Raw genomic sequence first — 24750 nt, forward strand, 5'->3', positions numbered from 1 at the left:
CGTGGTACTCCGGACATGACTTGCGATTGTCGTCACTCCGCAGGCTGCTGCGTCAGACGTGGCACGGGACGTTCCTGGATCGGCCAGTGAATGATTGCAGCCAAGACACCGAGCACGATACCGCACCACCAGATCGCATCGTAGGACCCCGTGTCGTCATAGAGCTTGCCGCCGAGCCACACACCCAGAAATGCGCCGATCTGGTGCGACAGGAAAACGAAGCCGAACAGCGTCGCCATGTAGCGCGGTCCGAACATGACCGCGACGAGCCCCGAGGTCAGCGGGATGGTCGACAGCCAGAGCAGTCCCATCACGGCGGAGAAGATCAGCACCGTTGCCGGCGTGATCGGCAGCATGATGAAGGCCAGAATGGCGATGGACCGTCCCAGATAGATCAGCGACAGCAGGATCGGCTTTGAGTAGCGGCCGCCGCCATACCCCGAAGCGAGCGATCCGACGATATTGAAGAGCCCGATAAGTGCGATCGCCCAGGCACCCCAACTCAGATCAAGCCCCGAATCCACGATGAAAGGGGGAAGGTGAACGGTGATGAAGGCGACGTGAAAGCCGCAGACGAAGAAACCGATCGTCAGAAGGATGAAGCCTCTTGTCCCGAAGGCTTCGGAAATTGCGTCCGTGAGTTTCTGGTCGCCTGTCTGCGCCGTTTCGGCGGTTTGCTGCGGTTTGCCGCGCAGGGCCACCGCAAGCAGGGGCACGAGCGCGACGAGACCGGCGAAGATGATCAGCGTCTGCTGCCAGCCGACATTGGCAAGCAGCGCGCCGCCAAGCGGGGCGAACAGGAACTGACCGAGCGAACCGGAGGCGGTCCCGATCCCGAAGGCGAGCGAGCGCTGCTCTGCCGAAACGCTCCTTCCAAAGGCTGCCAGCACGAGGGAAAACGACGAAAAGGCGATCCCGAGGCCGATAAGGACACCCGCCGAGATATGCAGGGCAACGGCGCTTTGCGCGTCGACCATGAGCAGGAGGCCTACCACGTAGAGCACGGAGCCGAATGTCATCGTCTTCCAGGTGCCGTAGCGGTCGGCCATCATGCCGGCAAACGGTTGCCCGATCCCCCAGACGAGGTTCTGGATGGCAATCGCGAGCGCAAAGATCTCCCGGCTCCAGTCCCTGGCGTCCGTCATCGGCTGGAAAAACAGCCCCATTGCCGAGCGGGGACCGAAGGAAATAAGCGCAATAAGGCATCCGCAGATGATGATGAGCGGGATGTTCGGGCCTTGTCTGACATGCGCGGATGGGGCGGTCATCGGAATCCTCTTGGTGGAGCCGACGACAAGATAGCTGGATTATGGGGATCGTAAAACGTGTATTTTTGATCAATGGATCAAAATACGGAATGGATTTGTAACAAAGGCAGAACGGCACCGGACCGGCCCGGATTTCGGTTAGCTGGCTACCAAAGTGGCGAAGAATTGTTGTTCAAGGCATTGAAATCAAAACGGGAAAGTGAAAAAGACGGAAAAATTGGCTGAAAGTGATGGATTTTTGGTCACGATGGGATTATATAAACTCTGAACGAGCAAAAGGGTCTGGGCCGCAGTGCCCGTTTTCTTTTGCGAGATATATGCTCAACTTGAGTATAATAATCCGTGAGCTGAAAGTTCTTGTTCAGCCTGTTTACAGGAGGGGCGCCATGTCTGTTGCCCAAAAAGCCTTTGAGGTTTCCGAACCGATCACGCCCGGTCTGACTGCGCTTGAGCGCTATGGACGCGTGGACCGGCCGGACCTGAGCTACACACCTGAGATCGCGGAGGCGACCGCGCCGATCTACGAAAAGGTCAAGCATATCATTCCGGCCATCGAATGGGCGGCGCTTGCACCGACGGTTCACGCGATCAACGAGCTGAAAAAAGAGCGCAACGCGGTTATCCTGGCGCATAACTACATGACGCCGGACATCTATCACGGTGTGGCCGACATTGTCGGCGACAGCCTGCAGCTCGCGATCGAGGCGACGCGCACGGATGCCGAGGTGATCGTTCAGTGCGGCGTGCACTTCATGGCCGAAACCTCCAAGATCCTCAGCCCGGAGAAAACGGTTCTGATCCCGGACATGCGTGCCGGCTGTTCGCTTGCCGAATCCATCACCGGTGCCGATGTCCGTGCCCTGCGCGAGCGCAATCCCGGTGTTCCGATCATCACCTATGTCAACACCTCTGCGGACGTTAAGGCGGAATGCGATATCTGCTGCACGTCCTCCAACGCGCTGCAGGTCGTCGAAAGCTTCGGCGCCGACAGGGTCTTCCTGATCCCGGACAAATACCTTGCCGCCAATGTCGGCAACAAGACGGATGTCGAAGTGCTCGTCTGGGACGGGGCCTGCGAGGTGCATGAGCGCTTCACCGCCGAAGAATTGCGCGACTACCGCAAGATCGAACCGGACGTGAAGATCATCGCGCATCCGGAGTGCCCGCCGGAAGTGGTCGCGGAAGCCGACTTCGCCGGCTCGACCGCGCACATGATCAACTGGGTCAAGACCAAGCGTCCCGAAAAGGTCATGATGGTCACCGAGTGTTCCATGGCGGACAATGTTGCCAGCGAGACGCCGGGGGTGGATTACATCCGCCCGTGCAACCTGTGCCCGCACATGAAGCGCATCACGCTCGGCAAGATCCTCGACAGCCTAGTCGATATGAAGGAAGAGGTCATCGTGGATCCGGCTGTTGCAGAGCGCGCGCGCACGGCTGTCGAGCGGATGATCAACTTGAAAATCTGACCGGCTTTGGTCTAGGGTCAGCACCATTTTCGGGCCGCCGCACGTGTTGCGGCCCGAAAACCCTCGGGCGCAATGCCCCATTTGTTCCGGGAAAAAACCAATGGCTGTGTCCGTTGAGGATTTCGCACCTGCCTATATCGGCGAGGATGTGGATGATGTCGTCATTCTTGGAGGCGGGCTCGCTGGTCTGTTCTGCGCACTCAAGCTCAGCCCGAGACCGGTCACTGTTATCACGAACGCGCCGATCGGCCAGGGGGCGTCATCCGCCTGGGCACAGGGTGGCATAGCGGCTGCCATTTCGGAACAGGATTCGGTCGAACGGCACCGGGACGATACTTTGGCGGCGGGTTGCGGTATCTGCGAGCCGAAGATTGTCGAGCAGATGACCCGCGAGGGCACAGACAGGGTCCACGACCTCCTGTCTTACGGAGTGCCCTTCGATCAGGATCTGGAAGGCCGTCTGCAGCTCTCGCGGGAAGCCGCGCATTCCGAAAGCCGCGTCGTGCGTGTCCGCGGCGACATGGCCGGCCGCGCCATCATGGATGCGCTGATCTCCGAAGTTCGCAAGACACCCTCCATCCGCGTTCTGGAAGGTTATCTTGGTGAAAGTTTCCTGGGAGAGGGAAGGTACGTTACCGGCGTTCTCGTCCGCAAACGGGGCGGGATCACGCGTCTCGCATTTCCGGCCAAGGCGGTGGTTCTGGCATCCGGCGGCGTCGGTCACCTTTATGGCCTGACCACCAACCCGCCCGAGGCGAACGGTCACGGGCTGGCGATGGCTGCGCGGGCCGGTGCCGTCATTGCGGATGCCGAATTCGTGCAGTTCCACCCGACCGCGCTTGACGTCGGCAAGGACCCGACCCCGCTGGCGACCGAAGCGCTGCGCGGAGAGGGCGCCCTGCTTGTCAACGGCGCAGGCGAGCGCTTCATGGAAGGCGTTCATCCCGATCTGGAACTTGCGCCGCGCGACATCGTCGCCCGCGCGATCTACCGGGAAATCCAGGCGGGGCGCGGGGCGTTCCTCGATTGCCGCGAAACGATCGGCGCCAAGTTCAAGGAAGAATTCCCGACCGTCTACCGGGCTGCGATGGGGGCGGGCATCGACCCGGAGAAAGATCTGATACCGGTCGCGCCGGCAGAGCACTACCATATGGGCGGCGTGCTGACCGACGCAAACGGCCGGACCTCTCTTGATGGTCTCTGGGCAGCCGGGGAGGTCGCGTCGACCGGTGCGCATGGCGCAAACCGGCTTGCCTCCAATTCCTTGCTCGAGGCGGTGGTCTTCGCGGCACGCATTGCCGAAGACATCCAGGGCCTCATGCCGACGCCGCGCAGCGCGTTCTGGAACACCATGGACGATGCGCCCGGTCTGCCGAGTCAGCGCAACGTCGAGGAACGCGAGGCAATCAGCACCCTCCGCACCACGCTGTCCAGAAACGTCGGCGTCTTGCGCGATGCTGCCGGGCTGAAGACCGCTCTGGCCGACATTGCGGGCGCTGAAAGCATCTGCGTGCGCCAGTCGATCAGGAACATGATGATTACCGGCAGGATCATCGCGGCGTCCGCGCTCAAGCGGCAGGAGAGCCGTGGCGGCCATTTCCGGAACGATTTCCCGGAGGCCAACCCGGCCATGGCCAGACGGTCATACACCACCTTGAAAGACGTCGACGCGATTGTTGCCGAAGCGTTGGAAACGGCGTGAGAGAGCGCATCGGCATGACTGAAAATCAACTTCCCGAGCTGCCCCGGCTGATGATCGACGACGCCGTGAAAGCCGCCCTGCTGGAAGACTGGGGCCGGGCCGGTGATATAACCAGCCAGGCGACACTGCCGTCAGACGCGCATGCGGTTGCCCGCATTGCTTCGCGCAAGACCGGCGTTCTGGCGGGGCTCCCGTTTGCCGAGAGCGCGTTCAGGCAAACGGACGCGGCGCTCTCCTTCGAGGCGCTGAAACAGGACGGGGACCCGCTAGCGTCCGGGGATACGGTTGCGCGGATCGAGGGGCCCGCCCGGGCGCTCCTCGGCGCTGAGCGCGTTGCGCTCAATTTCCTGGGGCATCTGTCGGGAATAGCCTCGGCAACCGAGCGCTTTGCCACGCAGATCTCCCATACGAAAGCGAAGATTGTCTGCACGCGCAAGACGACACCGGGGCTTCGCGCGTTTGAAAAATACGCCGTCAAATGCGGTGGTGGTGCCAATCACAGGTTCGGGCTCGACGACGCGATCCTGATCAAGGACAACCACATCGCAGTCGCCGGTGGTGTTACCAGGGCCGTCGAGGCGGCAAAGACCTTCGCCGGTCATCTCGTGAAGATCGAGGTGGAAGTCGACACGCTGGAGCAGTTGAAAGAGGCGCTCGGCGCGGGGCCGGATGTCGTCATGCTCGACAACATGAGCCCCGATACGCTGCGCGAGGCCGTGGACCTCACTGGCGGGCGGGCACTTCTGGAAGCCTCCGGGGGCATAGAGCTCGATACGGTCAGGGCAGTTGCCGAAGCCGGCGTCGATCTGATTTCGTCGGGCTGGATCACGCACTCGGCTCCCGTTCTCGACCTCGGGCTCGACATCGACATTCGCTAGAAAACGGCTAGATATTGATTGCCGGTGCGTCGCAAACTAGCGTGGCGGACAGGTTGTGGCGGCGAGAGTGCGTGGGAAGGCGATGAGCGAGCAGAAACCGGCGAACGACGGCGCGAACGAGTTTGATCTTGCACACCGGCTGACCCGTCTGGCGCAAGTGCCGATGCTGATCGGTCTGTCCGTCGGCATGGTGCTGTTTCTGATCACGTTTTTCGTCGATATCTATGACGCGGTCGCAACCTACGAGTTTCTGGACCGCAAGAAGACGATCCTGCTGATCCTCAATCTGCTCGACATGGTGTTCATCGCCAACCTCGTCGTCATGGTCGCGAACAACACCTACAACACCTTCCGGCTGAAATCCTCCGCCTACGGCGAGGGTTTCATCAAGGAAAGCGAACGCGCCTATCGCCGCATGAAGCACCGGATCGTGTCGACGATCGTCATCATTGCGTCGATCCACGTCTTGAGTGAACTGCTGGAGTTTTCCCACGTCGACCCGCTCCAGGTCGCGGCGCTCCTGGGTTTCCACGTGGTGCTTCTGGCCACCTACGTGGTGACCAATGTCTTCAGGACGAACGACTGAGGAAAAGCGAGGCTGTTAGTTCCAGCCGCCGGCATAGGTCTTGTAGAAGATGTGCAGGCCGACCTGTCCGCGTTTCGCCATCGATCGTGCCCAGCGCGGATTGACGTAGGTCGCATGGTAATGTGTCGAGGCATCGACCATCTTCAGGTATTGCTTGCCGTCTGACACTTCGCGCGCAAGCCGTTGGGCGGTCTTCCACGCACCCTTGCTTGAGATTCGGTCCTTGATGCCGTCGCAGGCAAACGAGAACTGGCAGCGGTTGCGCTTGTGCTTGTTCTGGTAGACCACGCCGCAGATGGAATTCGGATAGGACGGGTTTTTAACCCGGTTCAGAACGACCTGGGCAACGGCTACCTGGCCTTCCTCGGTTTCGCCGCGCGCTTCGAAATAGATGGCTTCGGCGAGGCAGCGCTGTTCCTTTTTGGAACCGACGGCAAGCGGCAGGGGTTTTTGCGCCCACCAGTGCGGGTTGTTCGGATCTTCGGGTGGCGGCAGCTCCTGCTCGTACTTGGCGGCGCCGAACAAGGCGTCGAACGGCTCCTTGGTTTCCTTCACGCTGTCCGGCGCATAGGCGGAAACGAGGGAAAAACTGGCAGCCGCGGCATTCCTGGCCATCATCACCTTTTGCAGGTCCAGCGGTCCTTCCTCAAGAAGGCCGTCCTTTCCGGCCTCGGCAAGGCGGCTGCTTTCCTTGGAGTCCAGCGGCTCGGGTTTGACGAAGGCAACCCGTGGCAGGTCCTCGTGTTTCTTTTGGTTGGAGATCAGGCTGGACATCGCATAGACGTTGCCGGCTGCCCGGTCGACCAGATGCCGGTCCGGTGCAACGGTGATCTTCCTGTTGCCCTTTGCGGACTTGTTCGTGGCAATCTCGTCGGGAATTTCGACCGGCCGTGCGCTCGCGACAACATCGCCGAGCCCGTAGAGCGGGCGCGCCTCGGTTCCCTTTTCAGCCGATGTCAGCGTCAGCACCGGTGCGCTCGTGTAATCGGGCACCGCAGGCGTTCCAAGGGCAAGTTTCGGGGTGATCCTGGTGGTGAAATTCGCCGGTTCGAGTGCCATCATCCAGCGCGGAGACTGGTCATGGCGTGCATTGATCAGGGCGAAGATGTCCTGATCGCCGATCGAGCCGCCGAGCCCGAAAAACAGCAGGGGGCTCGCGGCGAGCGCGTATTTCAGACGGCGCAGGCGGACATGCGCCGGCGTCCTGCTCAGTGTCGCTTTTAGAAAAAGTTGCATTCCTACGCGGGATCCAGGGCCAAACATACGCAGCCAACTCCAACTCGTTTCACACCGTCCCGATGCGCCGGGCGATAAGCACTAACGCTCTGTAAACAGTGGCGCCGGAAATCAGGATGCAGGCTTAACCTTGAAAGAGCGTTAATGAACGCGAAATCGACCGGTATTCGCGGCGTTTTTTCTGCGCGGGACAAAATTATGGTTAATGAAGCAAGGTGTTAGGTTGCGATCACGGATGGTTTACTACCGGAATTGCTTAAGAAGGTCTTAACGGCTACCCAGCCGCAGGCCAGGTGCCGGGCGCTCGCTCATGAGCTGGTGCCGGAAGCGGAAGAGGGCCGCCGGCCGGCCGCCGGTCGCGGTCGAGGTTGCACCGGTCGGTTCGACGAGATCGGCATTTTCAACGAGCCGCCTGAAGTTCTGCTTGTGCAGATGCCGGCCCGAGATGGCTTCCACGGATGTCTGCAGTTCCGTCAGCGTGAACACTTCCGGCATGAGTTCGAATATCACCGGCCGGTATTTCAGCTTGCCGCGCAGGCGCGTGATCGCCGTTGCAAGGACCCGCCTGTGGTCGAACCGCATCGTGACGCCGAGATAGGGCTGGTCCTTCCGCGCGAGCGCCGCCGGACGGCCGTCGCGCTTCGCTTCCGGGACAAGACCGGCCTCGTAAAGCAGTTCGTACCGCTCCAGGGCCCGTTCCTCGTCCCAGTGCGAGGCTTCCAGGCCGAACGCGAGGCGCACCCGCTCCTGCCGGTCCAGCGGTTTGGGCGGCTCTCCTTCCGGCGGCGGTTCCTTCGCCCAGGTCTCCAGCGCAGGCAGGATGTCGGTATCGAGCAACGCGGGCCTGCCGGCACGCCAGTCTTCCCACGGAAAGTAATCGTACCAGGACCGCCAGGCGGACTTGTGCCTTGCCAGCGTGTTTTCGGAATCGGCTGTCTGGCGGGTCAGGGCGAGATAACCGACCGACACCACATGCGGTCCCTCGTCACCGGATACCCGGTGCCGTCCGCGATCGCCGAATGTGTAGAGCTGTTCCACATATCCGAGGCGCAGGGCCGTCTGGCTTTCCACCCAGGATCTCAGGCCGATCTCGATTGTCCTGTGATGGATCGGATCGAACGGGCCGTAGGGCAGGCTGTCGAGTTCGCCGTTGTTCTCGTCGTTGACGTGAACGATCTGCGGCAGCCCGTCCGAAACGGACACGACGACCGCGTTCAATCCGATCTCGATACTGGCGTGCCTGTTCGGCATGAAGGCTCCCTGTATTGGTTCCTTAATCGAGCGGCATGATGAACGGGGTGCCTTCGAACGCATTGGCACCGCGGCCGATGCCGCGTATGGCGTCGATCATGCGGCCGTCGCGGCCGAGCAGCTTGTCAGCCATTGCGACGAGGCGGGCGTTCGGTGTCGCGGACGCCGAGTTTTCGCGCAGCAACGTTGCGAGCCGGTATTCGTCCGCCTCCGGATTGAGGGCGCAGGCGGCGACATAGGCCCCCGCCGTCGAGCGGCTGATACCTGCCCAGCAATGAATCACCAGCGGTGCGCTCCTGTCCCAGTCCTCGACAAAGGCGACAAGGTCCTCGATGTGTTTCTCGTTGGGCGGTGTGAGGCCCGCGATCTGTTCGACAATGTCGTTGAAGGCGAGGAAGAGATGCCTGTCTGGCAGGACGCCTTCAGGTGTCGGAACATCCATTTCCGCGTTGATCAGCGTGATGATGGACTTCGCACCGGTCGACGCGACGGTTTCGTTCAGTTTGGAAAGAGAGCACACGTGCAGCATGACGGGACCAGAGTTATCATTTCATCTTGTAAATTAGGGTCATTCGCAGGCAAGGTCACGCCTTTGCGTGCCTGCTTTTTCCGTTGTTCCCAGCTTCACGCAACTTTTCGATCTCATCGAAGCGCTTGAGGAACATCTCCTGGGCCACGGCAACGGACATGGGCTCAAGACCGTAACGAAGGGTGTCTTCGCTTGTTGCCGCCAGACCGGTCGGCCGGCCGAAAATCCGGGCGGCTTCCTCCTCGTCGAAGCCGGCCAGTTCGACGGCTTCGTAGTAGGCGCAGATGATGTCTGCCCGCTTTGCCAGTTTCTTGACCGTCTGCGGGATCTCCGCGGGAAGTCCGAAACGAAGATGGATCGCCGCCTGCAGGCGTGCTTCCACGGCCTTGTAGGCTTCGCCGATCACCGCCTTGAACGGGGAAATCATGTCCCCGATGACATATTCGGGCGCGTCGTGCAGCAGCACGGCCTGACGCCAGTCCGGCGAGAGGTCCGGTTTCAGCTTCAGGGCGATCTCCTCGACGACCAGGCAGTGTTCCGCAACGGAAAACGCATGGTCTCCATGCGTCTGACCGTTCCAGCGGGCAACGCGGGCCAGGCCGTGCGCAATGTCGGAAATCTCGACGTCGAGAGGCGAGGGGTCCAGCAGATTGAGGCGGCGGCCTGACAACATGCGCTGCCAGGCGCGGGGAGGCTGATCGGGACGGGCGATAGGTATTGTTCCTTGATGAACTCGGGCTGTTTCAGGTCGGATCGTTCTGTTCCGGAAGGGAGAAAGTGGCCCAGTCGGGTATGCGGACCTCAATCTCGACATCACCGCAGTTGAGCGGGCTGCCGTTGTCCTTGGCCTGTGCAACCTTGTCAAGGCGCAGGAGCGCAAGCCCGACACTTTCACCCGTTTCCGATGCGATGGAAGAGCCGAGTTCGCCGATGGTCTTTCCATGAGCCGTGACCGGTGCCCCCTTTTCGGGCAGCGCGCGGCCGCCGTCGACAAGAACGAACCTCTTGCGTGCGGTCCCCCGGTGCTGAACCCGCGAGACCACCTCCTGTCCGACATAGCAGCCTTTTGTGAAGGAGACCCCGCCCAGTTGATCGAGATCGGCGTCATGCGGGAAAATGTCCGAGTAAGAATAGTCTTTCAGTCCTTCCGGAACACCCGTTGCAATGCGATGCCGCTCGTAGTCGTCCAGGTCCGCCCCGGTTGCGTCTGCCTGACCGGCCATCGCGGCAACGGGCGCAATGATGCGCCGGCCGAGCAGCGGTGTCCGCGGGTCTGTCACGGCAACAAGAGCGCCGTCAATCTCCAGCGGGCCGTCCCAGACGGCGAAGACACCCGTTTCCGTCCCCAGCAGTTCAAGGTCGACCTTTGCTCTCAGCCTGTAGAAGGTTAGGCGCTTCAGGAGGTCCGAGGCCGCCGGGGCCGGGACGTCGGCGACATAACCGTCGCCCGTGCTGTAGAGCAGGAAGTCGAACAGGATCTTGCCTTGCGGGGTCAGCAATGCGGCCGAGGACGCGCCGTTTGCATCGGTCTCCTCGACGTCGGCAGTGACGAGATTCTGCAGAAAATGATGCGCGTCGTCCCCGGCGATCCGGATCAGGGCGCGATCGGTGAGATGGGCAATCTTGGCGGACGGCAAGAGGGGCTCCTGGAACAGAGGTGTCACGACGGATGTCTACCGGCGAAATAGTTCTTTTGAATGCTGACGACAAGGTTGGGATTTCGTCTCGCGCATCTGGTTCTTTTCCTGCCGCGCGCGTATAAGCCCGGTAGACAGACAAGCCTGAGCCAGAGACTGCCGGAGGATATTTCATGAGCGAGACCTATGACCTGATCCTGAAGGGGGGCACCGTCGTCAATCAGGACGGGGAAGGTGTTCGCGATGTCGCCATCCGGGACGGACGGATCGCCGGGATCGGGTCCTTCGATGCGTCGCAGGCGGGTGAAACGATCGGCTGCACCGGACTGCATGTCCTGCCGGGCGTCATGGACACACAGGTGCATTTCCGCGAACCGGGCCTCGATCACAAGGAAGACCTTGAAACGGGTTCCCGCGCAGCGGTGATGGGCGGTGTCACGACGGTCTTCGAAATGCCGAACACCAACCCGCTGACGACCGACGAGGGGGCTCTTGCAGACAAGGTCAGGCGCGGGCACCACCGCATGCATTGCGACTTTGCCTTCTGGGTCGGCGGGACGCGCGAGAACGTGAAGGACATTCCCGAACTTGAACGCCTTCCAGCCGCCGCCGGCATCAAGGTCTTCATGGGATCATCGACCGGTAATCTTCTTGTGGAAGACGATGACGGGGTGCGCGACATTCTTTCCGTGACACGCCGCCGGGCGGCGTTCCATTCGGAAGACGAATTTCGCCTCCGGGACCGCCAGGGCGAGCGTATCGAGGGCGACCCGCGCTCTCACCCGGTCTGGCGGGATGTGACCACCGCCTTGCAATGCACGCAGCGCCTCGTCGCGATTGCGCGCGAAACGGGCGCGAAGATCCACATATTGCACCTGTCCACGGCAGAAGAGGTCGACTACCTGATCGACCACAAGGATGTCGCATCGATCGAGGTTACACCGCATCACCTGACCCTGACGGACGAGGCTTACGAACGTCTCGGAACGCTGGTGCAGATGAACCCGCCGGTGCGCGAACCGCGTCACTCGCAGCACCTTTGGTGGGGCCTTGAACAGGGGATCCTCGATATCTTCGGCTCCGACCACGCACCTCATCTTCTGGAAGAAAAGCAGAAGACCTATCCGGCGTCGCCCTCCGGCATGACAGGGGTCCAGACACTCGTCCCCATCATGCTGGATCATGTCGGCAACGGACGCTTGAGCCTGGCAAGGTTCGTCGACATGACCAGTGCCGGGCCGGCGCGCCTGTTCCAGACGGCGCGCAAGGGGCGCATCGCGGTCGGTTATGATGCCGACTTCACGATCGTCGACCTCAAGCGGCGAGAAACCATCACCAACGACTGGATCGCCTCCAAATGCGGCTGGACGCCCTATGACGGCAAGGACGTCACAGGCTGGCCGGTCGGAACGATGGTCCGCGGACGGCGGGTCATGTGGGAAGGTGAGCTGACCACGCCCTCGACGGGCGAGGCGGTCCTGTTTCAGGATGGCCTGAAAAAATAGCAGGCAATTCAGCTGCCGGGACTTCAGGGAAGACCGCATTGGGGCGCGTTGATGACGCGCGCCTCGGGTCTTGTGCGCGTGTCTGATAACCATCCGAACAATTTGTGATGTGTATAACAGCGCCGACTTGCCTAAAATGACAGGGTGGTATTGCAAACACGGGAAGGAAACCAACGGGTAACTGTGTTTCCTAACCCGATCTAAAAGGGTTTTGAGTAGAGTTTTCAGCGAGCTTCAGGGTTCAGCGTTAGAGAGCTCAGGGATGTCGTCAAAATGTTTCAGTTTATGCGTAAAGGCGGACTTGGCGTTCTTGTCACGGCCGCGATTTTTTCAGCCGGCGCCGTTTCCACGGCAGCCGCACGTGACACCGCAGCCGATACCGCCAAGGAAGCCGTCGACGAGACACCGCTTCACATGCTCGTGTCGATCGACGATCAGCAGATCAAGGTCTATCGCGGCCTGGACCTGATCGAGCAGTCTCCGATCTCGTCCGGAAAACGCGGCCACAGTACACCCACTGGCGTGTTCTCGATCCTTGAGAAGCGGCGCAAGCACTTTTCCAACCTGTACGACAACGCCCCGATGCCGTTTATGCAGCGCCTGACGTGGTCGGGTATCGCGCTTCATGTCGGCAAGCTGCCCGGGTATCCGGCGTCACACGGCTGCATTCGCCTGCCGCGCCCTTTCGCCAAGTCGCTCTACAAGATGACCAACCGGGGCATGCATGTGGTCGTGACCCGCGGCTCCGCCGCACCGCAGGCCGTCAGCCATGAGGTCCTGCCGCAGCCTTTCGTTCCGGCCACGGAAGTCGCCAGCCTCTCCGGTTCGACGATCGACGCGGATCCGGCACTGCGCGGCGCGATCAGCCCGGCAACGCTGCAGGCGGCGCTTGAAATCGCGCAGCCCGAGAACCCGCATTTCGACCGTCCGCTGCGCATGATCATCACGCCGCGCAAGCAGCCGAACAAGATCAAGGTGCTGCAGAAGCTCCTGAACGAAATGGGCTACAATTCAGGCCCTGTCGACGGTGTCGTCGGCCGCAAGACGCGCGCCGCGATCGGCCTCTACCAGGAAATCACCGATCAGCCGGTCACGGAGAAGGTGACGGACGCCCTGATCGCACGGGTGCACCTGGATGCAGGTTATGAGAAGAGCCACAATGCGACCCTCCGCGTGCGCCGCAAGTTCAGGGACATTTATTCCGCCCCGGTCTCCATCAAGCATCTGGAGCAGGAAATCGGTACCCATGTCTACACCGCGCTCGACTTCGAACAGGGTGAGGACAGCGTCGAGTGGATCGCGGTATCCGCGGAAGGCGACCGCGGCGGACCTTCGGATGACGTCCTGAACCGCATCGATATCCCGGAAAAGGTTGCACGCGATCTTTCCAGGATGCTGACGCCGGGAACCTCGCTGACGATCACCGACCGGAGCTTCAAGCGCAACACCGGTCTTGGCACTGACTTCGTCGTGATCACGCGCTGACGCCATTCCGGCAATCGCGATCGGAAATGAAAGCCCCCGCCGCCGCGGGGGTTTTTTATTATCCGGATAACTCCGTTTTTTGGGCACAGCGTCACCAAACTGTCGTCTCACTCACGTATCGGAAGGCTGTTTATTCGCGCGGCGACCCGGGAGAAAATCATGGCGCAGAGCACGCTCACAGCATCCAAGAAACGGCTCAACAATGCGGTTCACCGCTCGGACGCCACCTCTCGGGAAGGCATATTGGAGCGTCTCTTCACCTTCGCGTTCAAGGGTCTGGTCTATCCGCAGATCTGGGAAGATCCGGACGTGGACATGAAGGCGCTGCGCCTGACACCGGACTCGCGCATGATCGCGATTGCCTCGGGCGGCTGCAACGTCATGTCCTATCTCACGGCAAACCCAGCGGAAATCACTGCCGTCGATCTCAACCGGGCTCATGTTGCACTCGGGCGCCTGAAACTCGCCGCCGCAAGGCACTTTCCGAATTACGAAACGTTTTACCGGTTTTTCGGCGAAGCGGACGAAAAGGCCAACGTGGCGGCCTATAACCGGTTCCTGAAAGACAATCTCGACGCGGAAACCATCGCCTACTGGGAAGGCCGCGACATTGCCAATTGGGGCCGCAAGCGGATCACGCTGTTTTCGCGCGATCTCTATCACCACGGTTTGCTCGGCTATTGTATCGGTGTCGGCCATCTCGTGGCAAAACTCTACGGCATCGACCCCAAGCACATGGTCAAGACACGGTCGCTGGAAGAGCAGCGCACTTTCTTCGACACTGCCCTTGCGCCGCTCTTCGACAAGCGGCTTGTCCGCTGGGCCACCTCGAAGAAAATGTCGCTCTATGGTCTTGGTATTCCGCCCGCACAGTATGACGCGCTGGTCTCGGCAAACGCCGAGGGCGACATGTCAGCGGTCCTCAAGGATCGGCTTGAAAAGCTCGCCTGCGATTTCTCCATGAAGGACAACTACTTCGCCTGGCAGGCGTTCGGGCGCGGATATGCGCCCCAAGCCGGAGAAACGTCCGGTGAGTCCGGCCCGCTGCCGCCCTATCTGAAGCGGGCGCATTTCGAAGAAATCCGCGCCCGCGCCGGCCGCGTCCGCGTTCTCAATCGGAACTTCACCGAGCATCTCCAGTCGGCGCCGAGCAACAGCCTCGACGCCTATGTTTTGCTCGACGCGCAGGACTGGATGACGGACGCGCAGCTGAACGCGCTCTGGTCGGAAATCACGCGGACGGCCAGGCCCGGCGCAAGGGTTGTTTTCCGCACCGCGGCTGCGCCCACGCTTCTTCCGGGGCGGGTCGCCGACGAGACGCTGGACTGCTGGACCTATGAAGAAGAGGAAAGCCTGGAACTGGGCAGACAGGATCGTTCGTCCATCTATGGCGGCTTCCATCTTTATGTCTACAACGGCTGAGCGGAACCTGACATGAGCGGTGCGGTCGAAACGGCAAGGCTGATGGACGCTGTCTATCGGCGTCAGCGGCACATCTACGATGTCACGCGCAAGTATTATCTGCTGGGACGCGATCACCTGATCCGGGAACTGAAACCGCCGCACGGCGGCGATGTGCTCGAACTGGGCTGCGGCACGGGCCGTAACCTGATCGCGGCTGCCAGGCTTTATCCCGATGCCCGCTTCTACGGACTGGACATTTCCCGTCACATGCTCGAAACGGCAGAGAAGAACATTGCCAATGCGGGGCTGAGCGGCAGGATCACCTTGATCGAGGGCGACGCCGCAAATCCGTCCGCGACCGAAGGCCTGGGCGTTTCCGCATTCGATCGCGTGTTCTATTCCTACACGCTCTCGATGATCCCCATCTGGCGGGAGGCGCTGCAGGCCGGGTCAGCCCGTCTGAAAGAGGGTGGGCGTATCCATGTTGTCGATTTCGGCCAGCAGCAGGGGCTTCCGCGCTGGTTCGCCAGGCTGCTCTTCTCGTGGCTGAAATCGTTCCACGTCACGCCCCGCGCCAAGCTTGAAAACGAGCTGGAGGCCCTGGCAGCCGCCTCGGGCTGCCGGCTCCGGTTCCGCCACCTCTATAGGGGCTATGCCGACTACGCCGAGCTGACCAGAACCTGATCCTCCCGAGTTGCCAAAGAGAATTCGTGTCGGTGCGCGCCGGGGCTGAGCGACTGTGCTTCCTGCTGGCCACCGATATCATGCACGTCCTGAATTTTACTGAGTTTTTTTCCGTTTTTGATCATGTTACGAAGAGTAATTCAAATAAAAAATGAACGTATTTTTGATCTGAATTTGAGTGTTGGAGGGGCGAAATGTCGGAAACTTACTATCTCATGGGAATGATCATGGATTTTCATTCCTCGAGCGAGGAAGACGGGTATTTTCTTTGCAGTGCGATCCTGTCAAGTGGTGCTGGTGCACCGCCCAATCGCCACATGAACGATCAGGAATCCTTTTTTGTGCAAAAAGGGCAGATCGAATTCACGGTGGGAAACGAGACCATTCATGCAGGGCAGGGCCAGTTTGTGAAAGTACCCCGCGGTGAAGTGCATTCGTTCCGCAACACGAGCGGTGAGGACGCTGAAATGCTGATCCTCAACGTTCCGGGTTCCATCCACGAAAACGTTTTCCGGACTTGCGGAACAAAACTGGCACCAGGGTCTCGTGAGTGGCCGAAACCTGAACCCGAACTCGATATGGCATGGGTTGCCCGGGTTTGCGCGGACGAAGGTCTGGAGATTGTCGGTTAGTGCGTTCAGATTGACCCTGACGCGCGTTTTTTCGATGCGGCAGCCCGGACTGTGTGCACTGCCTGATCAATCGCCGGCGACGAAATAGTGCAGCGTTCCGTCCGGGCCGATACCGACACGGTAGAAGGTCCAGGCTCCGAACTGCTCCATCTCCGCAAAATCGCCTGCCGTGATGATGCGGTACATCTCGACCTTCTGGTCGGGTGTCAGGCTGTCCAGCGGGTACCGGGCAAAATAGGGCCAGATGTACATTTCCTGCGGTGTACCCACATCCACATGGATGAAGCCGCTGTCGAGCGTGTCGGCAAGGATCGCGAGAATTTCAAACCCTTCGCCATCGCCCGAGCTTTCCTTCAGAAACTCGATCGGGTCACCGATCTCCGTGAATGAAAGTGTCGGCGGAAGCTCGTTGCTCTCCAGGATCATGCGGATGCGTTTCAGGTCGCCGTATTCAGCGGCTTCTTTCAGCTGTGCATGCATGCGGGCAACCGGTTTCGGCAGAACGGCGGTGTTGTAAAGCACTTGCGGCGGCGCCAGTTCGGCCGGCGCACTTGTGCTGTCCGGGGAAGGAGAGGGTGCGGTCTGCGGCACCTGGAGTTGATCGTCAGGGATCGGGGCGGTCCCGGAGCCGGTGTCCGGCGCAAGCTGAATGGTTTCGGTGGTCACGTTCTTGCCCATTCCCTGTGCCGGCAACAGGCAAAGTGCCAAGGCTGCAATCCAATAAACCTGCTTCATGGCAATCTCCCACGTCGAGACAAGATGACGTTCGCCCACCGGGGACATTCCTTAAACAATTCATGCAAGACTGCAAAGCGGGTGCAGGGAAATTCCCGTCCTTGTCAGGAAGCCGTCAGGTCGCTATCCAAAGGCCGTGTGCTTTTTTGCCAATGAGTCCTGACCCTTAGAAAAAAGGACCGGCCGTGACTGTTCTGGAATATGTGCTGATCGGCTTTATCATCGGCGTCGTGACCACTGCGCCTGTCGGTCCGGTCAACGTCATGGCAATCCAGCACGCTGTCAGAAGCGGGTTCAGCCACGGTGTTTTCGTCGGGCTGGGCGCCGTCGTTGCCGACACGATCTTTGCCGCCGCCGCCATTTTCGGGGTTTCGGCCGTCACCAACTTCATTGATGGTCAATTGCGGCTGATCGAGGTGGTCGGTGGTGCGCTGCTGATCATATTCGGGCTCAAGATCTGGCACACGCACCCCCATTTGACGAAGGACGCCAATGACGCGGAATACAGCTATGTGGGCGATTCAACGGCTGCCTTTTTCATCGCGATCACCAATCCCGGGACAATATTCTTCTTTGCTTTTATTTTCGGCGCGCTTGGCAATTACCGACCGGAACACGGCGATCATTTTGGCGCGCTGATGATGGTCGCGGGCGTCGCGGCCGGAGCGACGACCTGGTGGGTGTTTGTTTCCGCGCTCGTGTCGCATTTCAAGGCGAGGATCGATGATCAGTGGCTCGACCGGGTCAATCACATTGCCGGCGTCGCGTTGATCGCCTTTGGTGGCCTGATCTATCTCGATCTGGCGATCAACGGTCTCAGTCATGCTGCTGGTCTTTGGGGTGCGAACCCATAAATGAAGCCAAATTGACTTCATTTATGGGTCCGTACACCAGGGCCGCTAAGGCGCCAGCGGACACAAAAAAGGCCGGCTGTGCCGGCCCCTGGTCTTCTGGAGGTTCGGGTTTACTGCAGAACCCGGTTCACCGTGTAGTCGCCCTGCAGGATGCGGTCCGGCAATCCTTCGGCAAGTTTTGCGACAGCATCCTCGCCATAGGCTGCCACAAGGTCGGCCAGGGCCGTGAACATGGCCGCATGCGCTACGGCATCCGCATCGACGCCGTTGGCAATCGCCTCCGCCCAGGCGTCGGAAATGAAGCCGAGCGCTGCGCGTCTGATATCTTCGTCTTCGGCAAACTCGGCATCCATGGCCGCTTCAGCATAATCGTCGTTTATCATTCGTTCCCTTACCGGTCTGTCCCGAACCCGTGGAGACAACTCCCGCGTGTCCCTCTCCCGAATCTCATTACCTGATCCTAGCACGGTGATCTGTGCTGATAAGCAACCGTGAACGCAAACTTAACGCCCACCCACAAATTTGATTCAAAAGGTTAACCAACTCGTAACGTTTGAGAGATTTCGACAGGATTATCGCCCGTAACGGCTTGTCACGTCGCCTATTATGGTCTCGCCTTCTCGCAAATACTGTACCATTGCGATACGCGCGGCATCTGTACACTCCCTGTAAGCAACTGAGAATCCACGATAACCTTGATTAAATCGTTCGATGAACCTGCGCCGCCGATTTTCGTTAACCGTTTCTGCATCTAAAAAGTCCTCCATCTGGTCGCGCCAGCTTGGTGTATCGTTTTCGTTGCAGAGCGGCCGCAGAAAGTGAAGCGCGCCAAAGATCTCCGAAAGGCGCATAAGCTGCTGTTCATAGGGCGGCGCGTCGATGCCAGGCTGCTGCGCAAGCACAACCTGAACCGGCATTACAAGCACCAACGCAGCGGCAAAAACCGTCCGCCGGATGAAATCGGAAATCTGACCGTTTCTCATGCGCGGATCATGCGCGCCGCCGGTGAGCACTTCAAGCGCTACGGCGAAGTGATCCCAAGAATTGCCACATCCGGATGGAATGCATGTGCGACAAAGGCAAATGTGACGTCGTGAACAAGGGGCGTTTGCCCGCCCGCCACGGTCTTGAAGACTTCGACTGAGCCGATCGCCCGGCCGCGTTCCGTCTCGCGCTGGTCGAGGACGGAGGCCTGCTCGCCGGCCCACCGAACGTCTATGTCGGCGGAAAGCGTCACAGGGCCGTTCATCCGGACATGGTCGAGTGCGACCGCAAAAACGTTCTCATCGTCACGCACCACGACAACGCGTGCCATAGGGTTGATGCCGTCCGGCAGTTCCCCCTGGAAAAACGGATAGGGAGCGGACCGGCTGTCATATCCTGCGTAAGGATTGGTGCCGTAACTGCGGGGTGAAAACGTGGGGCGTGCGAGCACGGCTCCCGCCGGATGTTCCTTCCGGAACGCCTCGAAGGCAGTGACCCGTGACGGGATCATTTTCAGCTCGCGGCCCGTATGCGTGCCGACAATTCCTTCGCCGGTGAACTGCTGCCACCAGGTTTCGGTCTGCCGGTCATACATGACAAGGTCCGAATTTCTCAACAGTCCCGTGGTGCCGAAATCGAGCAGCGTGCCGTCGATGCGGCGGTCGAACACGACGGAGGAATTGCACAGTGGACAATAGGTCACCGAGACCGGGGTGTCACCGATCCGGTCGTTGACGATCTCGTGCCAGATCAGGATTTGCAGCGGATAGGCCTTGGCGGTTCCGTCCAGTTCCAGGAAAATCACCGGTTCGTTGTTCTGAAGCCAGTCGATCTCGTCGGCCGGCTGGAAGCGCGGCTCGTCAATAGACGGTATCCCGTCCTTGGGCGGTCCACCGGAAAAGATCGTTCCAAGGTCGACCGAATGGATTGAAAAGTCGGTCGAAAAACCCGCCTGGCGCCAGTGGTCGGGGTTCGCATGCGCCGGAGAAAGCAGCGTGAGAAGCGAAAAGACCAGGAAGCCGCTTATGGCCAGAAGTAACATCCATATATGCTGGATCTGCATGCGTGCCTCCATTCGACGAGCGCGGAGGCATTTTCGCCCGGTGCACCCGAAATCGGGAAATCACGGTTCCGCAAACCTGTGTGAAGGGTGGGCGAGGACGGCTCAGAGCGGCAGGTGCCGGCGGATGCGCTCCGGTGTGCCGGGCGTCGTCGGCCGGTCGTCGAGATCTTCCGGACGGACCCAGTCGGTCTCGCTCGCATCGTCCGCCGCGACCGCTTCTCCGGATCTGAGGGCACCACAGAAGACCGTGAGTATGAAATGGGTCAGAACCTTGCCATTTTCATCGAACTGAATGGAATCAAATGTTTCCACCGGCTCGAACAGGTCCGCTTCGACGCCGGTTTCTTCCCGGAGTTCCCGTTTTGCGGCCTCCAGCAGCGGTTCTCCCAGTTCGACGAGACCTCCCGGAAGGCTCCAATATCCCTTGAAAGGATCCTTTGCGCGTTTGATGAGCAGCACGCGGCCCTCGTCGTGACACAGGACGCTGACACCCACGCGCGGAGCATCCGGATAGAAACGGGACATGGACGGACTGGCTTTCGGATCGGGGTCGACAGGAAATCAGGCGAAGAGGGCGTCGATTTCAGCCTGTGCCGCGTCGCCTTCGTGCTGCGTTGCTTCCGGTTCAACATGACCGTGAATGACGGCACCGGCAAGTGCAATCAGCGGCTTGATCTCGTGGGTCGCCTTGAAGGCGATATCACCTGCAACGGAGGCCGCGTCGCCGCTCTGGCGCAGCTGTTCCTGAATTTCGCCGACGAGATCATTGATGCCGGAGACATGCGCTTCCAGATGCTCGCGAAGATAAGCGGGTGCGGCGTAATAGGCCCTGATGGCGAGCTGCTTGTCCTTGAACGTCGAGTTTTCGAAATGACCCTCATAGTCCAGCGGACCCCAGTCCAGAACATCGTCTGAGCAGTCGGGCATATCAGGGAGCATTTCGAGAAGCATCATCACTTCGTTGAAGTGATTGAGGTAATCGGTGGCAAGTCCGGTCTGCGGATTGATGTTCGCCTGCTCCAGCCGTTCGGCGGCCAGATCTCCGGCGCCCAAAACTGGATCCAAACATTCCATACCGGCCCCCTGGTTATTGACTTCAGAAACAAGCTACTTCTTTTTTGTTTCCAATTGCCTAACTTTGGCTCAGTGAGCGGTGTTTAGGCAGAGACCAGCGCGAGCCACCGGCTGCACCGGACAGGAGAAACGCAATGTGCGGACGCCTTGCCCTTACGACACCACCGGATGCCGTGAGGGACTTCTTCAGCTACACGGATCAGCCGAACTTTCCGCCGCGCTACAACATTGCGCCGACACAGCCCATCGCGACCGTGCGCTACGAGTACAACGCGCGAAGGTTTCATCTCGTCCGCTGGGGGCTTATTCCGTCCTGGGTCAAGGACCCGGCAAGCTTTACCCTGCTGATCAATGCCAGGGCTGAAACGGCGGCCGAGAAGCCCTCGTTCCGCAATGCCATGCGCCACGGCCGCTGTCTCATTCCGGCATCGGGCTTTTACGAATGGCGCCGGACCGGTGACAGCAAGCAGGCCTTCTGGATCAAGCCTGCCGACGGCGACATCATGGCCTTTGCGGGCCTTTGGGAGACCTGGTCCGACCCTGACGGCGGTGACATGGACACGGGCGCCATTCTGACGATCGGATCGAACCGCATGATGTCGGGCATCCACCATCGCATGCCCGTCATCCTGAAGCCGGACCAGTTCGGCACCTGGCTCGATACGGCGAATGTCGACAAGAAGGAAGCAGGCACGCTGCTGAAGCCGGTCGAAGACGACTACCTGGTGGCGACACCGGTCTCCAACCGGGTGAACAAGGTCGCGAATGACGACCCGGATATCCAGGCGCCGGTGGTTCCGGACGAATCCGGCGGGAGTGCGCAAGAAGGCCGGAAGGCCAAGCCAAAGCCGGACACCAGCCAACTCGATCTGTTTTAATCCGCGCCGCGTCATTTCCCGTGCAATGAGAAAGGCGCCGGTGTAAGGCAGGGCGGACACGGATCGACAGGCAGCTGACAGACATGACCAGGGACGAAGACCAGCAAACCGGAAACCCGGACAGCGCGGACGACGACGCGCTGGCCGAGGCCTATAATCGTGGCCTGGACCTCCAGAAATCCGGCGATTTCGCGGGAGCCGCGCAGGCGTTCCGGCAAGCTCTTGCCCTCGACCCGGACGACACCGGCGGCGTGAGCATCCGGCTGGCCGCGATGGGCGCTGCGATTTCGCCCACCAAGATGCCGGACGCCTATGTCGCGACCCTGTTTGACCAGCATGCCGATGTCTTCGACGAGATCCTTGTCGACGAACTCGGCTATTGCGTCCCGTTGCTGCTGCGTGACCTTCTCGATCGCCTGAATCTCTCGTCATTTGACCGGTTGCTCGACCTGGGTTGCGGAACGGGCCTGACGGGCATGGCACTCCTCGATTGCACATCGCATCGAACCGGCGTTGATCTGTCGGAAAAGATCGTCGAACTCGCCTTTGACCGCGAGGTATACGACGACCTTTATGTCGGCGAGGCGGTGGAGTTTCTGCGCGAGTTCGAGGACGAAGACGGTCAAAGACCGGCCTGGGACCTGATCACGGCGACCGACGTGTTCCCGTATCTTGGCGCTGTCGAACCCTTCTTGAACGGAGCGGTGATGCGGCTCTCGCCCGGTGGCTACCTGGCCTTTTCAACCGAGACGCTTCCGGATCCGGTCATGGGCGGCCAGCCTTACATGGTCGGGCCGAAAAACCGGTTCGCGCAGGGCGAAGGCTACATTCGAACAGCGCTGGCAACTGCTGGCTTCGACATTCTCGCCATGGAACCGATTACGGTGCGGCTCGAGGAGGGCGAACCGGTCCCGGGGCACCTGCTGGTCGCCCGGCTGCGTGAGCGCTCAGGAGAGGCTATTTCCTGAAATAGAACTCGCGGCGCAGTGCGGAGTTGTGCCAGGGAGACTGCGTTCCCCGCGTGGCATCGTAGACGTCTGCCTTGACCCGCTTCATCATGATCTCGATTTCGAGCCCCGGGGTTTCGATATGCGACAGCAGCGCGGTCGTGAACGGGCTGTTGTCCTCGTCTCCGTCCAGCGCGACTTCACCCGGTGCCGTTGCGAACCCGATGAGGATGTTACCGCCTCCGGCCTGCGGCGCGGCAAGTCCGCGTTCCACTTGCGAACTTCTGCTCACTCCGAGGCTGCGCGAAAACCGGCGCGAGAGAGGATTGTCCCGGCAGGCATCCAGCAATGCGATCGACAGACGGCCGGGCGCGTTCATGTAGTCCAGCAGGGTGCCGAGCTCGATGGTTTCAAAATCGACCGCTGTCTGGTCTTCCAGTTTCGCGTCGATCGGAATGAGATAGTTGCGTCCGCTGAGCTGCATCGCATGACCGGCATAGAAGAACAGGGCAACGTCGGCATCCTGGATGGCGCGGACATATGCCCGGACGGTCCCTTCCATGGCGACCTTGCTCTGGTCAAGGCCGAGTATCACGGTGAAGCCCAGGCGCTTGAGTGACTCCATCAGGTCCGTTGCGTCGTTCTTCGGATTGGGCAGCACCGGCGCATGTTCATAGGCGGAGTTTCCGATGATCAGCGCGACACGCTTGCCCTCCGGAAGGGTCCCAAGATCCGGCAGGTTCGGGCCGGACTGGGTCAACTCGGTAGGGGGCGAAGGTGGCGGGGCAGCGTTGTTTTCATCCTTGTCCGGACCGATCGTCGGGATATCGGCGGATGCGCTTTGGCGCGGTTGGGCCGCGTCGAGATACCGGCCATAGGCCCAGCCGCGCATGCCATTGGAGAGTTCCACCTCAAACCAGGCGCCCTGCTGCGCCAGCATGGTCACGTCGGTTCCCTCAAGCAGTCTGGCAATTTCCGCAAAACGGGTTCCCGCACCGCTCCGCAGCGACAGGAAGGTGTCGCCGGTCGCACTCAGGTTGCCGACAACGCCGCGCCGGGGCGGGGTGATCGACCTCTTGGCGGCAGTGGCCGGCGCAACGGGCGCGGGCGCAACTGCGGGCGGGGCCGTGTAGGCCGGGGCGGACGAAACGTATTTTCCGTATGCCCAGCCTGTCCGCCCGTCCGACAGCGCGACATTGAGCCAGGTCCCGCTTCTGCCGAGAATGGTCAGCGGCGTGTTCATCCCCATTCTGGCAATCTCGCGGTACCGTGTGCTCGGCCCGGTGCGCAGGGACAGGAAATTGTCGCCCGACGGATCGAGGCCGGTGACGTAGGCCTGCTGGGCAGACGGTGCGGGGGCGGGACGTCCCGGAGGCTGCGCGGAGATGCGGGTCGAGGCAAAGAGCGACTGGGACGCACCGCCTGTGACACCCGTTGCCGACCAGATTGCAAACTGGAAACGCTGGCCGTTGTGGAAATAGCTGTCGCCCGGAATGGCGCCGGAAGAGATCAGGCTGGCCCTGTAGCGATTGCCGTCGGGTTGCGTCATCCATCCGAGCGAAACGGCGAACCAGCCGTTATTCGACTGAAAGACGGTTGTTTGCGGGAAACGGCCCGCAAATCCCCTGGCCGTGTTGATGGCCTCCGGGGCACTCGGACGGCTGGCGACGACGAGCCAGCCGCCGTTGCCGCCCGGCATGACGGCCGCGCGTGTATCCTGTAGCGTAAGAAAAAGCAGGCAGACAGCCGACACAAGGAAAAGTCCGATGGCTTTCAGGTGCGTTGCGGCGCTTGCTCCGTGGCGATGCATATCGTGTCCCCCTTGGGGAAGATTATTGCATCGTGTCCCGTTTGAATGCCAGCGCAATCGCGGCGCGCACATTTCGGATGTTTCTGCGTTTTGCCGCTGAAAGTGTCGCTTCGCGGCGGGTCTGCCGGGCCGGCAACCC

The 24750-nt window shown here is 60.6% G+C and carries 25 protein-coding genes; 12 read left to right on the forward strand and 13 right to left on the reverse strand.

Annotation, left to right across the window (positions count from 1 at the left end):
- Positions 1-32 precede the first annotated feature (32 nt).
- On the reverse strand, positions 33-1268 hold the full coding sequence (locus ACO07N_RS14585) for an MFS transporter (RefSeq protein ID WP_421981708.1): 1236 nt from the start codon (positions 1266-1268) through the stop codon (positions 33-35).
- A gap of 386 nt (positions 1269-1654) precedes the next feature.
- Between ACO07N_RS14585 and nadA the strand changes: the two genes are divergently transcribed.
- From nadA to ACO07N_RS14605, 4 genes are all read left to right on the forward strand, one after another.
- Positions 1655-2737, forward strand: coding sequence for a quinolinate synthase NadA (nadA, locus tag ACO07N_RS14590; protein ID WP_421981709.1), 1083 nt, complete (start codon positions 1655-1657; stop codon positions 2735-2737).
- 100 nt (positions 2738-2837) lie between these two features.
- Positions 2838-4439, forward strand: coding sequence for an L-aspartate oxidase (locus tag ACO07N_RS14595; protein ID WP_421981710.1), 1602 nt, complete (start codon positions 2838-2840; stop codon positions 4437-4439).
- A 14-nt stretch (positions 4440-4453) separates the two neighbouring features.
- Positions 4454-5317 (forward strand): carboxylating nicotinate-nucleotide diphosphorylase, encoded by an 864-nt coding sequence (gene nadC, locus ACO07N_RS14600; protein WP_421981711.1) that lies wholly within the window; start codon positions 4454-4456, stop codon positions 5315-5317.
- A gap of 82 nt (positions 5318-5399) precedes the next feature.
- Entirely contained in the window at positions 5400-5903 is a 504-nt protein-coding gene (locus ACO07N_RS14605; protein ID WP_421981712.1) for a YqhA family protein, read from the forward strand.
- Positions 5904-5918: 15 nt separating this feature from the next.
- Here ACO07N_RS14605 and ACO07N_RS14610 read toward each other — a convergent pair whose 3' ends face one another.
- The 5 genes from ACO07N_RS14610 to ACO07N_RS14630 form a co-directional block, all read right to left on the reverse strand.
- The gene (locus tag ACO07N_RS14610) at positions 5919-7139 is read right to left on the reverse strand and encodes a cell wall hydrolase (protein ID WP_421981713.1); all 1221 of its coding nucleotides are present in this window, start codon (positions 7137-7139) and stop codon (positions 5919-5921) included.
- Between the two features lie 267 nt (positions 7140-7406).
- A complete protein-coding gene (locus ACO07N_RS14615) occupies positions 7407-8390 on the reverse strand; it encodes an NUDIX hydrolase (RefSeq protein WP_421981714.1) in 984 nt (327 codons plus the stop codon).
- A 22-nt stretch (positions 8391-8412) separates the two neighbouring features.
- Entirely contained in the window at positions 8413-8919 is a 507-nt protein-coding gene (locus ACO07N_RS14620; protein ID WP_421981715.1) for a tyrosine phosphatase family protein, read from the reverse strand.
- Between the two features lie 55 nt (positions 8920-8974).
- Positions 8975-9592 (reverse strand): YfbR-like 5'-deoxynucleotidase, encoded by a 618-nt coding sequence (locus tag ACO07N_RS14625; protein WP_421981716.1) that lies wholly within the window; start codon positions 9590-9592, stop codon positions 8975-8977.
- A gap of 70 nt (positions 9593-9662) precedes the next feature.
- Entirely contained in the window at positions 9663-10583 is a 921-nt protein-coding gene (locus ACO07N_RS14630) for a YgfZ/GcvT domain-containing protein (RefSeq protein WP_421981717.1), read from the reverse strand.
- Positions 10584-10729: 146 nt separating this feature from the next.
- Here ACO07N_RS14630 and ACO07N_RS14635 point away from each other — a divergent pair, with 146 nt between their 5' ends.
- From ACO07N_RS14635 to ACO07N_RS14655, 5 genes are all read left to right on the forward strand, one after another.
- Positions 10730-12061 (forward strand): dihydroorotase, encoded by a 1332-nt coding sequence (locus tag ACO07N_RS14635; RefSeq protein ID WP_421981718.1) that lies wholly within the window; start codon positions 10730-10732, stop codon positions 12059-12061.
- 273 nt (positions 12062-12334) lie between these two features.
- Positions 12335-13546: a L,D-transpeptidase gene (locus ACO07N_RS14640; protein ID WP_421981719.1), complete on the forward strand. Its 1212-nt coding sequence runs from the start codon at positions 12335-12337 to the stop codon at positions 13544-13546.
- Positions 13547-13705: 159 nt separating this feature from the next.
- Positions 13706-14968 carry a DUF3419 family protein gene (locus ACO07N_RS14645; protein ID WP_421981720.1) on the forward strand — a complete coding sequence of 421 codons (1263 nt, stop codon included), beginning with the start codon at positions 13706-13708 and terminating at the stop codon, positions 14966-14968.
- Positions 14969-14980: 12 nt separating this feature from the next.
- Positions 14981-15634 carry a class I SAM-dependent methyltransferase gene (locus ACO07N_RS14650; RefSeq protein ID WP_421981721.1) on the forward strand — a complete coding sequence of 218 codons (654 nt, stop codon included), beginning with the start codon at positions 14981-14983 and terminating at the stop codon, positions 15632-15634.
- A gap of 194 nt (positions 15635-15828) precedes the next feature.
- On the forward strand, positions 15829-16266 hold the full coding sequence (locus tag ACO07N_RS14655; RefSeq protein WP_421981722.1) for a cupin domain-containing protein: 438 nt from the start codon (positions 15829-15831) through the stop codon (positions 16264-16266).
- A 66-nt stretch (positions 16267-16332) separates the two neighbouring features.
- Here ACO07N_RS14655 and ACO07N_RS14660 read toward each other — a convergent pair whose 3' ends face one another.
- Positions 16333-17001, reverse strand: coding sequence for a hypothetical protein (locus tag ACO07N_RS14660; protein ID WP_421981723.1), 669 nt, complete (start codon positions 16999-17001; stop codon positions 16333-16335).
- A 185-nt stretch (positions 17002-17186) separates the two neighbouring features.
- On the opposite strand from ACO07N_RS14660, the gene ACO07N_RS14665 reads away from it, so the two are divergent.
- Positions 17187-17855, forward strand: coding sequence for a LysE family translocator (locus ACO07N_RS14665; RefSeq protein ID WP_421981724.1), 669 nt, complete (start codon positions 17187-17189; stop codon positions 17853-17855).
- A gap of 110 nt (positions 17856-17965) precedes the next feature.
- Here ACO07N_RS14665 and ACO07N_RS14670 read toward each other — a convergent pair whose 3' ends face one another.
- From ACO07N_RS14670 to ACO07N_RS14690, 5 genes are all read right to left on the reverse strand, one after another.
- Positions 17966-18238, reverse strand: a complete 273-nt coding sequence (locus ACO07N_RS14670; RefSeq protein ID WP_029063820.1) for a hypothetical protein — start codon at positions 18236-18238, stop codon at positions 17966-17968.
- 189 nt (positions 18239-18427) lie between these two features.
- Entirely contained in the window at positions 18428-18838 is a 411-nt protein-coding gene (locus ACO07N_RS14675) for a TIGR02301 family protein (RefSeq protein ID WP_421981725.1), read from the reverse strand.
- Between the two features lie 38 nt (positions 18839-18876).
- Complete coding sequence (locus ACO07N_RS14680; protein WP_421981726.1) at positions 18877-19902, reverse strand: DUF3179 domain-containing protein; 1026 nt, start codon at positions 19900-19902, stop codon at positions 18877-18879.
- Between the two features lie 102 nt (positions 19903-20004).
- Positions 20005-20427 (reverse strand): NUDIX hydrolase, encoded by a 423-nt coding sequence (locus ACO07N_RS14685; RefSeq protein WP_421981727.1) that lies wholly within the window; start codon positions 20425-20427, stop codon positions 20005-20007.
- Positions 20428-20463: 36 nt separating this feature from the next.
- Positions 20464-20976: a hypothetical protein gene (locus ACO07N_RS14690; protein ID WP_421981728.1), complete on the reverse strand. Its 513-nt coding sequence runs from the start codon at positions 20974-20976 to the stop codon at positions 20464-20466.
- Positions 20977-21110: 134 nt separating this feature from the next.
- On the opposite strand from ACO07N_RS14690, the gene ACO07N_RS14695 reads away from it, so the two are divergent.
- Together ACO07N_RS14695 and ACO07N_RS14700 are read left to right on the forward strand one after the other, a co-directional pair.
- Positions 21111-21854 (forward strand): SOS response-associated peptidase, encoded by a 744-nt coding sequence (locus ACO07N_RS14695; protein ID WP_421981729.1) that lies wholly within the window; start codon positions 21111-21113, stop codon positions 21852-21854.
- A gap of 83 nt (positions 21855-21937) precedes the next feature.
- Positions 21938-22822 (forward strand): methyltransferase, encoded by an 885-nt coding sequence (locus ACO07N_RS14700; RefSeq protein ID WP_421981730.1) that lies wholly within the window; start codon positions 21938-21940, stop codon positions 22820-22822.
- Here ACO07N_RS14700 and ACO07N_RS14705 read toward each other — a convergent pair.
- Positions 22812-24611, reverse strand: a complete 1800-nt coding sequence (locus ACO07N_RS14705) for a caspase family protein (RefSeq protein ID WP_421981731.1) — start codon at positions 24609-24611, stop codon at positions 22812-22814. The genes ACO07N_RS14700 and ACO07N_RS14705 overlap by 11 nt on opposite strands.
- Positions 24612-24750 lie beyond the last annotated feature (139 nt).

This window comes from Roseibium sp., assembly GCF_965229775.1.
GTDB lineage: Bacteria > Pseudomonadota > Alphaproteobacteria > Rhizobiales > Stappiaceae > Roseibium.

Coding starts and splice junctions, on each gene's coding strand:
- ACO07N_RS14585 (WP_421981708.1), bottom strand. CDS start 1,268: ATGACCGCCCCATCCGCGCATGTCAGACAAGGCCCGAACATCCCGCTC.
- nadA (WP_421981709.1), top strand. CDS start 1,655: ATGTCTGTTGCCCAAAAAGCCTTTGAGGTTTCCGAACCGATCACGCCC.
- ACO07N_RS14595 (WP_421981710.1), top strand. CDS start 2,838: ATGGCTGTGTCCGTTGAGGATTTCGCACCTGCCTATATCGGCGAGGAT.
- nadC (WP_421981711.1), top strand. CDS start 4,454: ATGACTGAAAATCAACTTCCCGAGCTGCCCCGGCTGATGATCGACGAC.
- ACO07N_RS14605 (WP_421981712.1), top strand. CDS start 5,400: ATGAGCGAGCAGAAACCGGCGAACGACGGCGCGAACGAGTTTGATCTT.
- ACO07N_RS14610 (WP_421981713.1), bottom strand. CDS start 7,139: ATGCAACTTTTTCTAAAAGCGACACTGAGCAGGACGCCGGCGCATGTC.
- ACO07N_RS14615 (WP_421981714.1), bottom strand. CDS start 8,390: ATGCCGAACAGGCACGCCAGTATCGAGATCGGATTGAACGCGGTCGTC.
- ACO07N_RS14620 (WP_421981715.1), bottom strand. CDS start 8,919: ATGCTGCACGTGTGCTCTCTTTCCAAACTGAACGAAACCGTCGCGTCG.
- ACO07N_RS14625 (WP_421981716.1), bottom strand. CDS start 9,592: ATGTTGTCAGGCCGCCGCCTCAATCTGCTGGACCCCTCGCCTCTCGAC.
- ACO07N_RS14635 (WP_421981718.1), top strand. CDS start 10,730: ATGAGCGAGACCTATGACCTGATCCTGAAGGGGGGCACCGTCGTCAAT.
- ACO07N_RS14640 (WP_421981719.1), top strand. CDS start 12,335: ATGTTTCAGTTTATGCGTAAAGGCGGACTTGGCGTTCTTGTCACGGCC.
- ACO07N_RS14645 (WP_421981720.1), top strand. CDS start 13,706: ATGGCGCAGAGCACGCTCACAGCATCCAAGAAACGGCTCAACAATGCG.
- ACO07N_RS14650 (WP_421981721.1), top strand. CDS start 14,981: ATGAGCGGTGCGGTCGAAACGGCAAGGCTGATGGACGCTGTCTATCGG.
- ACO07N_RS14655 (WP_421981722.1), top strand. CDS start 15,829: ATGTCGGAAACTTACTATCTCATGGGAATGATCATGGATTTTCATTCC.
- ACO07N_RS14660 (WP_421981723.1), bottom strand. CDS start 17,001: ATGAAGCAGGTTTATTGGATTGCAGCCTTGGCACTTTGCCTGTTGCCG.
- ACO07N_RS14670 (WP_029063820.1), bottom strand. CDS start 18,238: ATGATAAACGACGATTATGCTGAAGCGGCCATGGATGCCGAGTTTGCC.
- ACO07N_RS14675 (WP_421981725.1), bottom strand. CDS start 18,838: ATGAGAAACGGTCAGATTTCCGATTTCATCCGGCGGACGGTTTTTGCC.
- ACO07N_RS14680 (WP_421981726.1), bottom strand. CDS start 19,902: ATGCAGATCCAGCATATATGGATGTTACTTCTGGCCATAAGCGGCTTC.
- ACO07N_RS14685 (WP_421981727.1), bottom strand. CDS start 20,427: ATGTCCCGTTTCTATCCGGATGCTCCGCGCGTGGGTGTCAGCGTCCTG.
- ACO07N_RS14690 (WP_421981728.1), bottom strand. CDS start 20,976: ATGGAATGTTTGGATCCAGTTTTGGGCGCCGGAGATCTGGCCGCCGAA.
- ACO07N_RS14695 (WP_421981729.1), top strand. CDS start 21,111: ATGTGCGGACGCCTTGCCCTTACGACACCACCGGATGCCGTGAGGGAC.
- ACO07N_RS14700 (WP_421981730.1), top strand. CDS start 21,938: ATGACCAGGGACGAAGACCAGCAAACCGGAAACCCGGACAGCGCGGAC.
- ACO07N_RS14705 (WP_421981731.1), bottom strand. CDS start 24,611: ATGCATCGCCACGGAGCAAGCGCCGCAACGCACCTGAAAGCCATCGGA.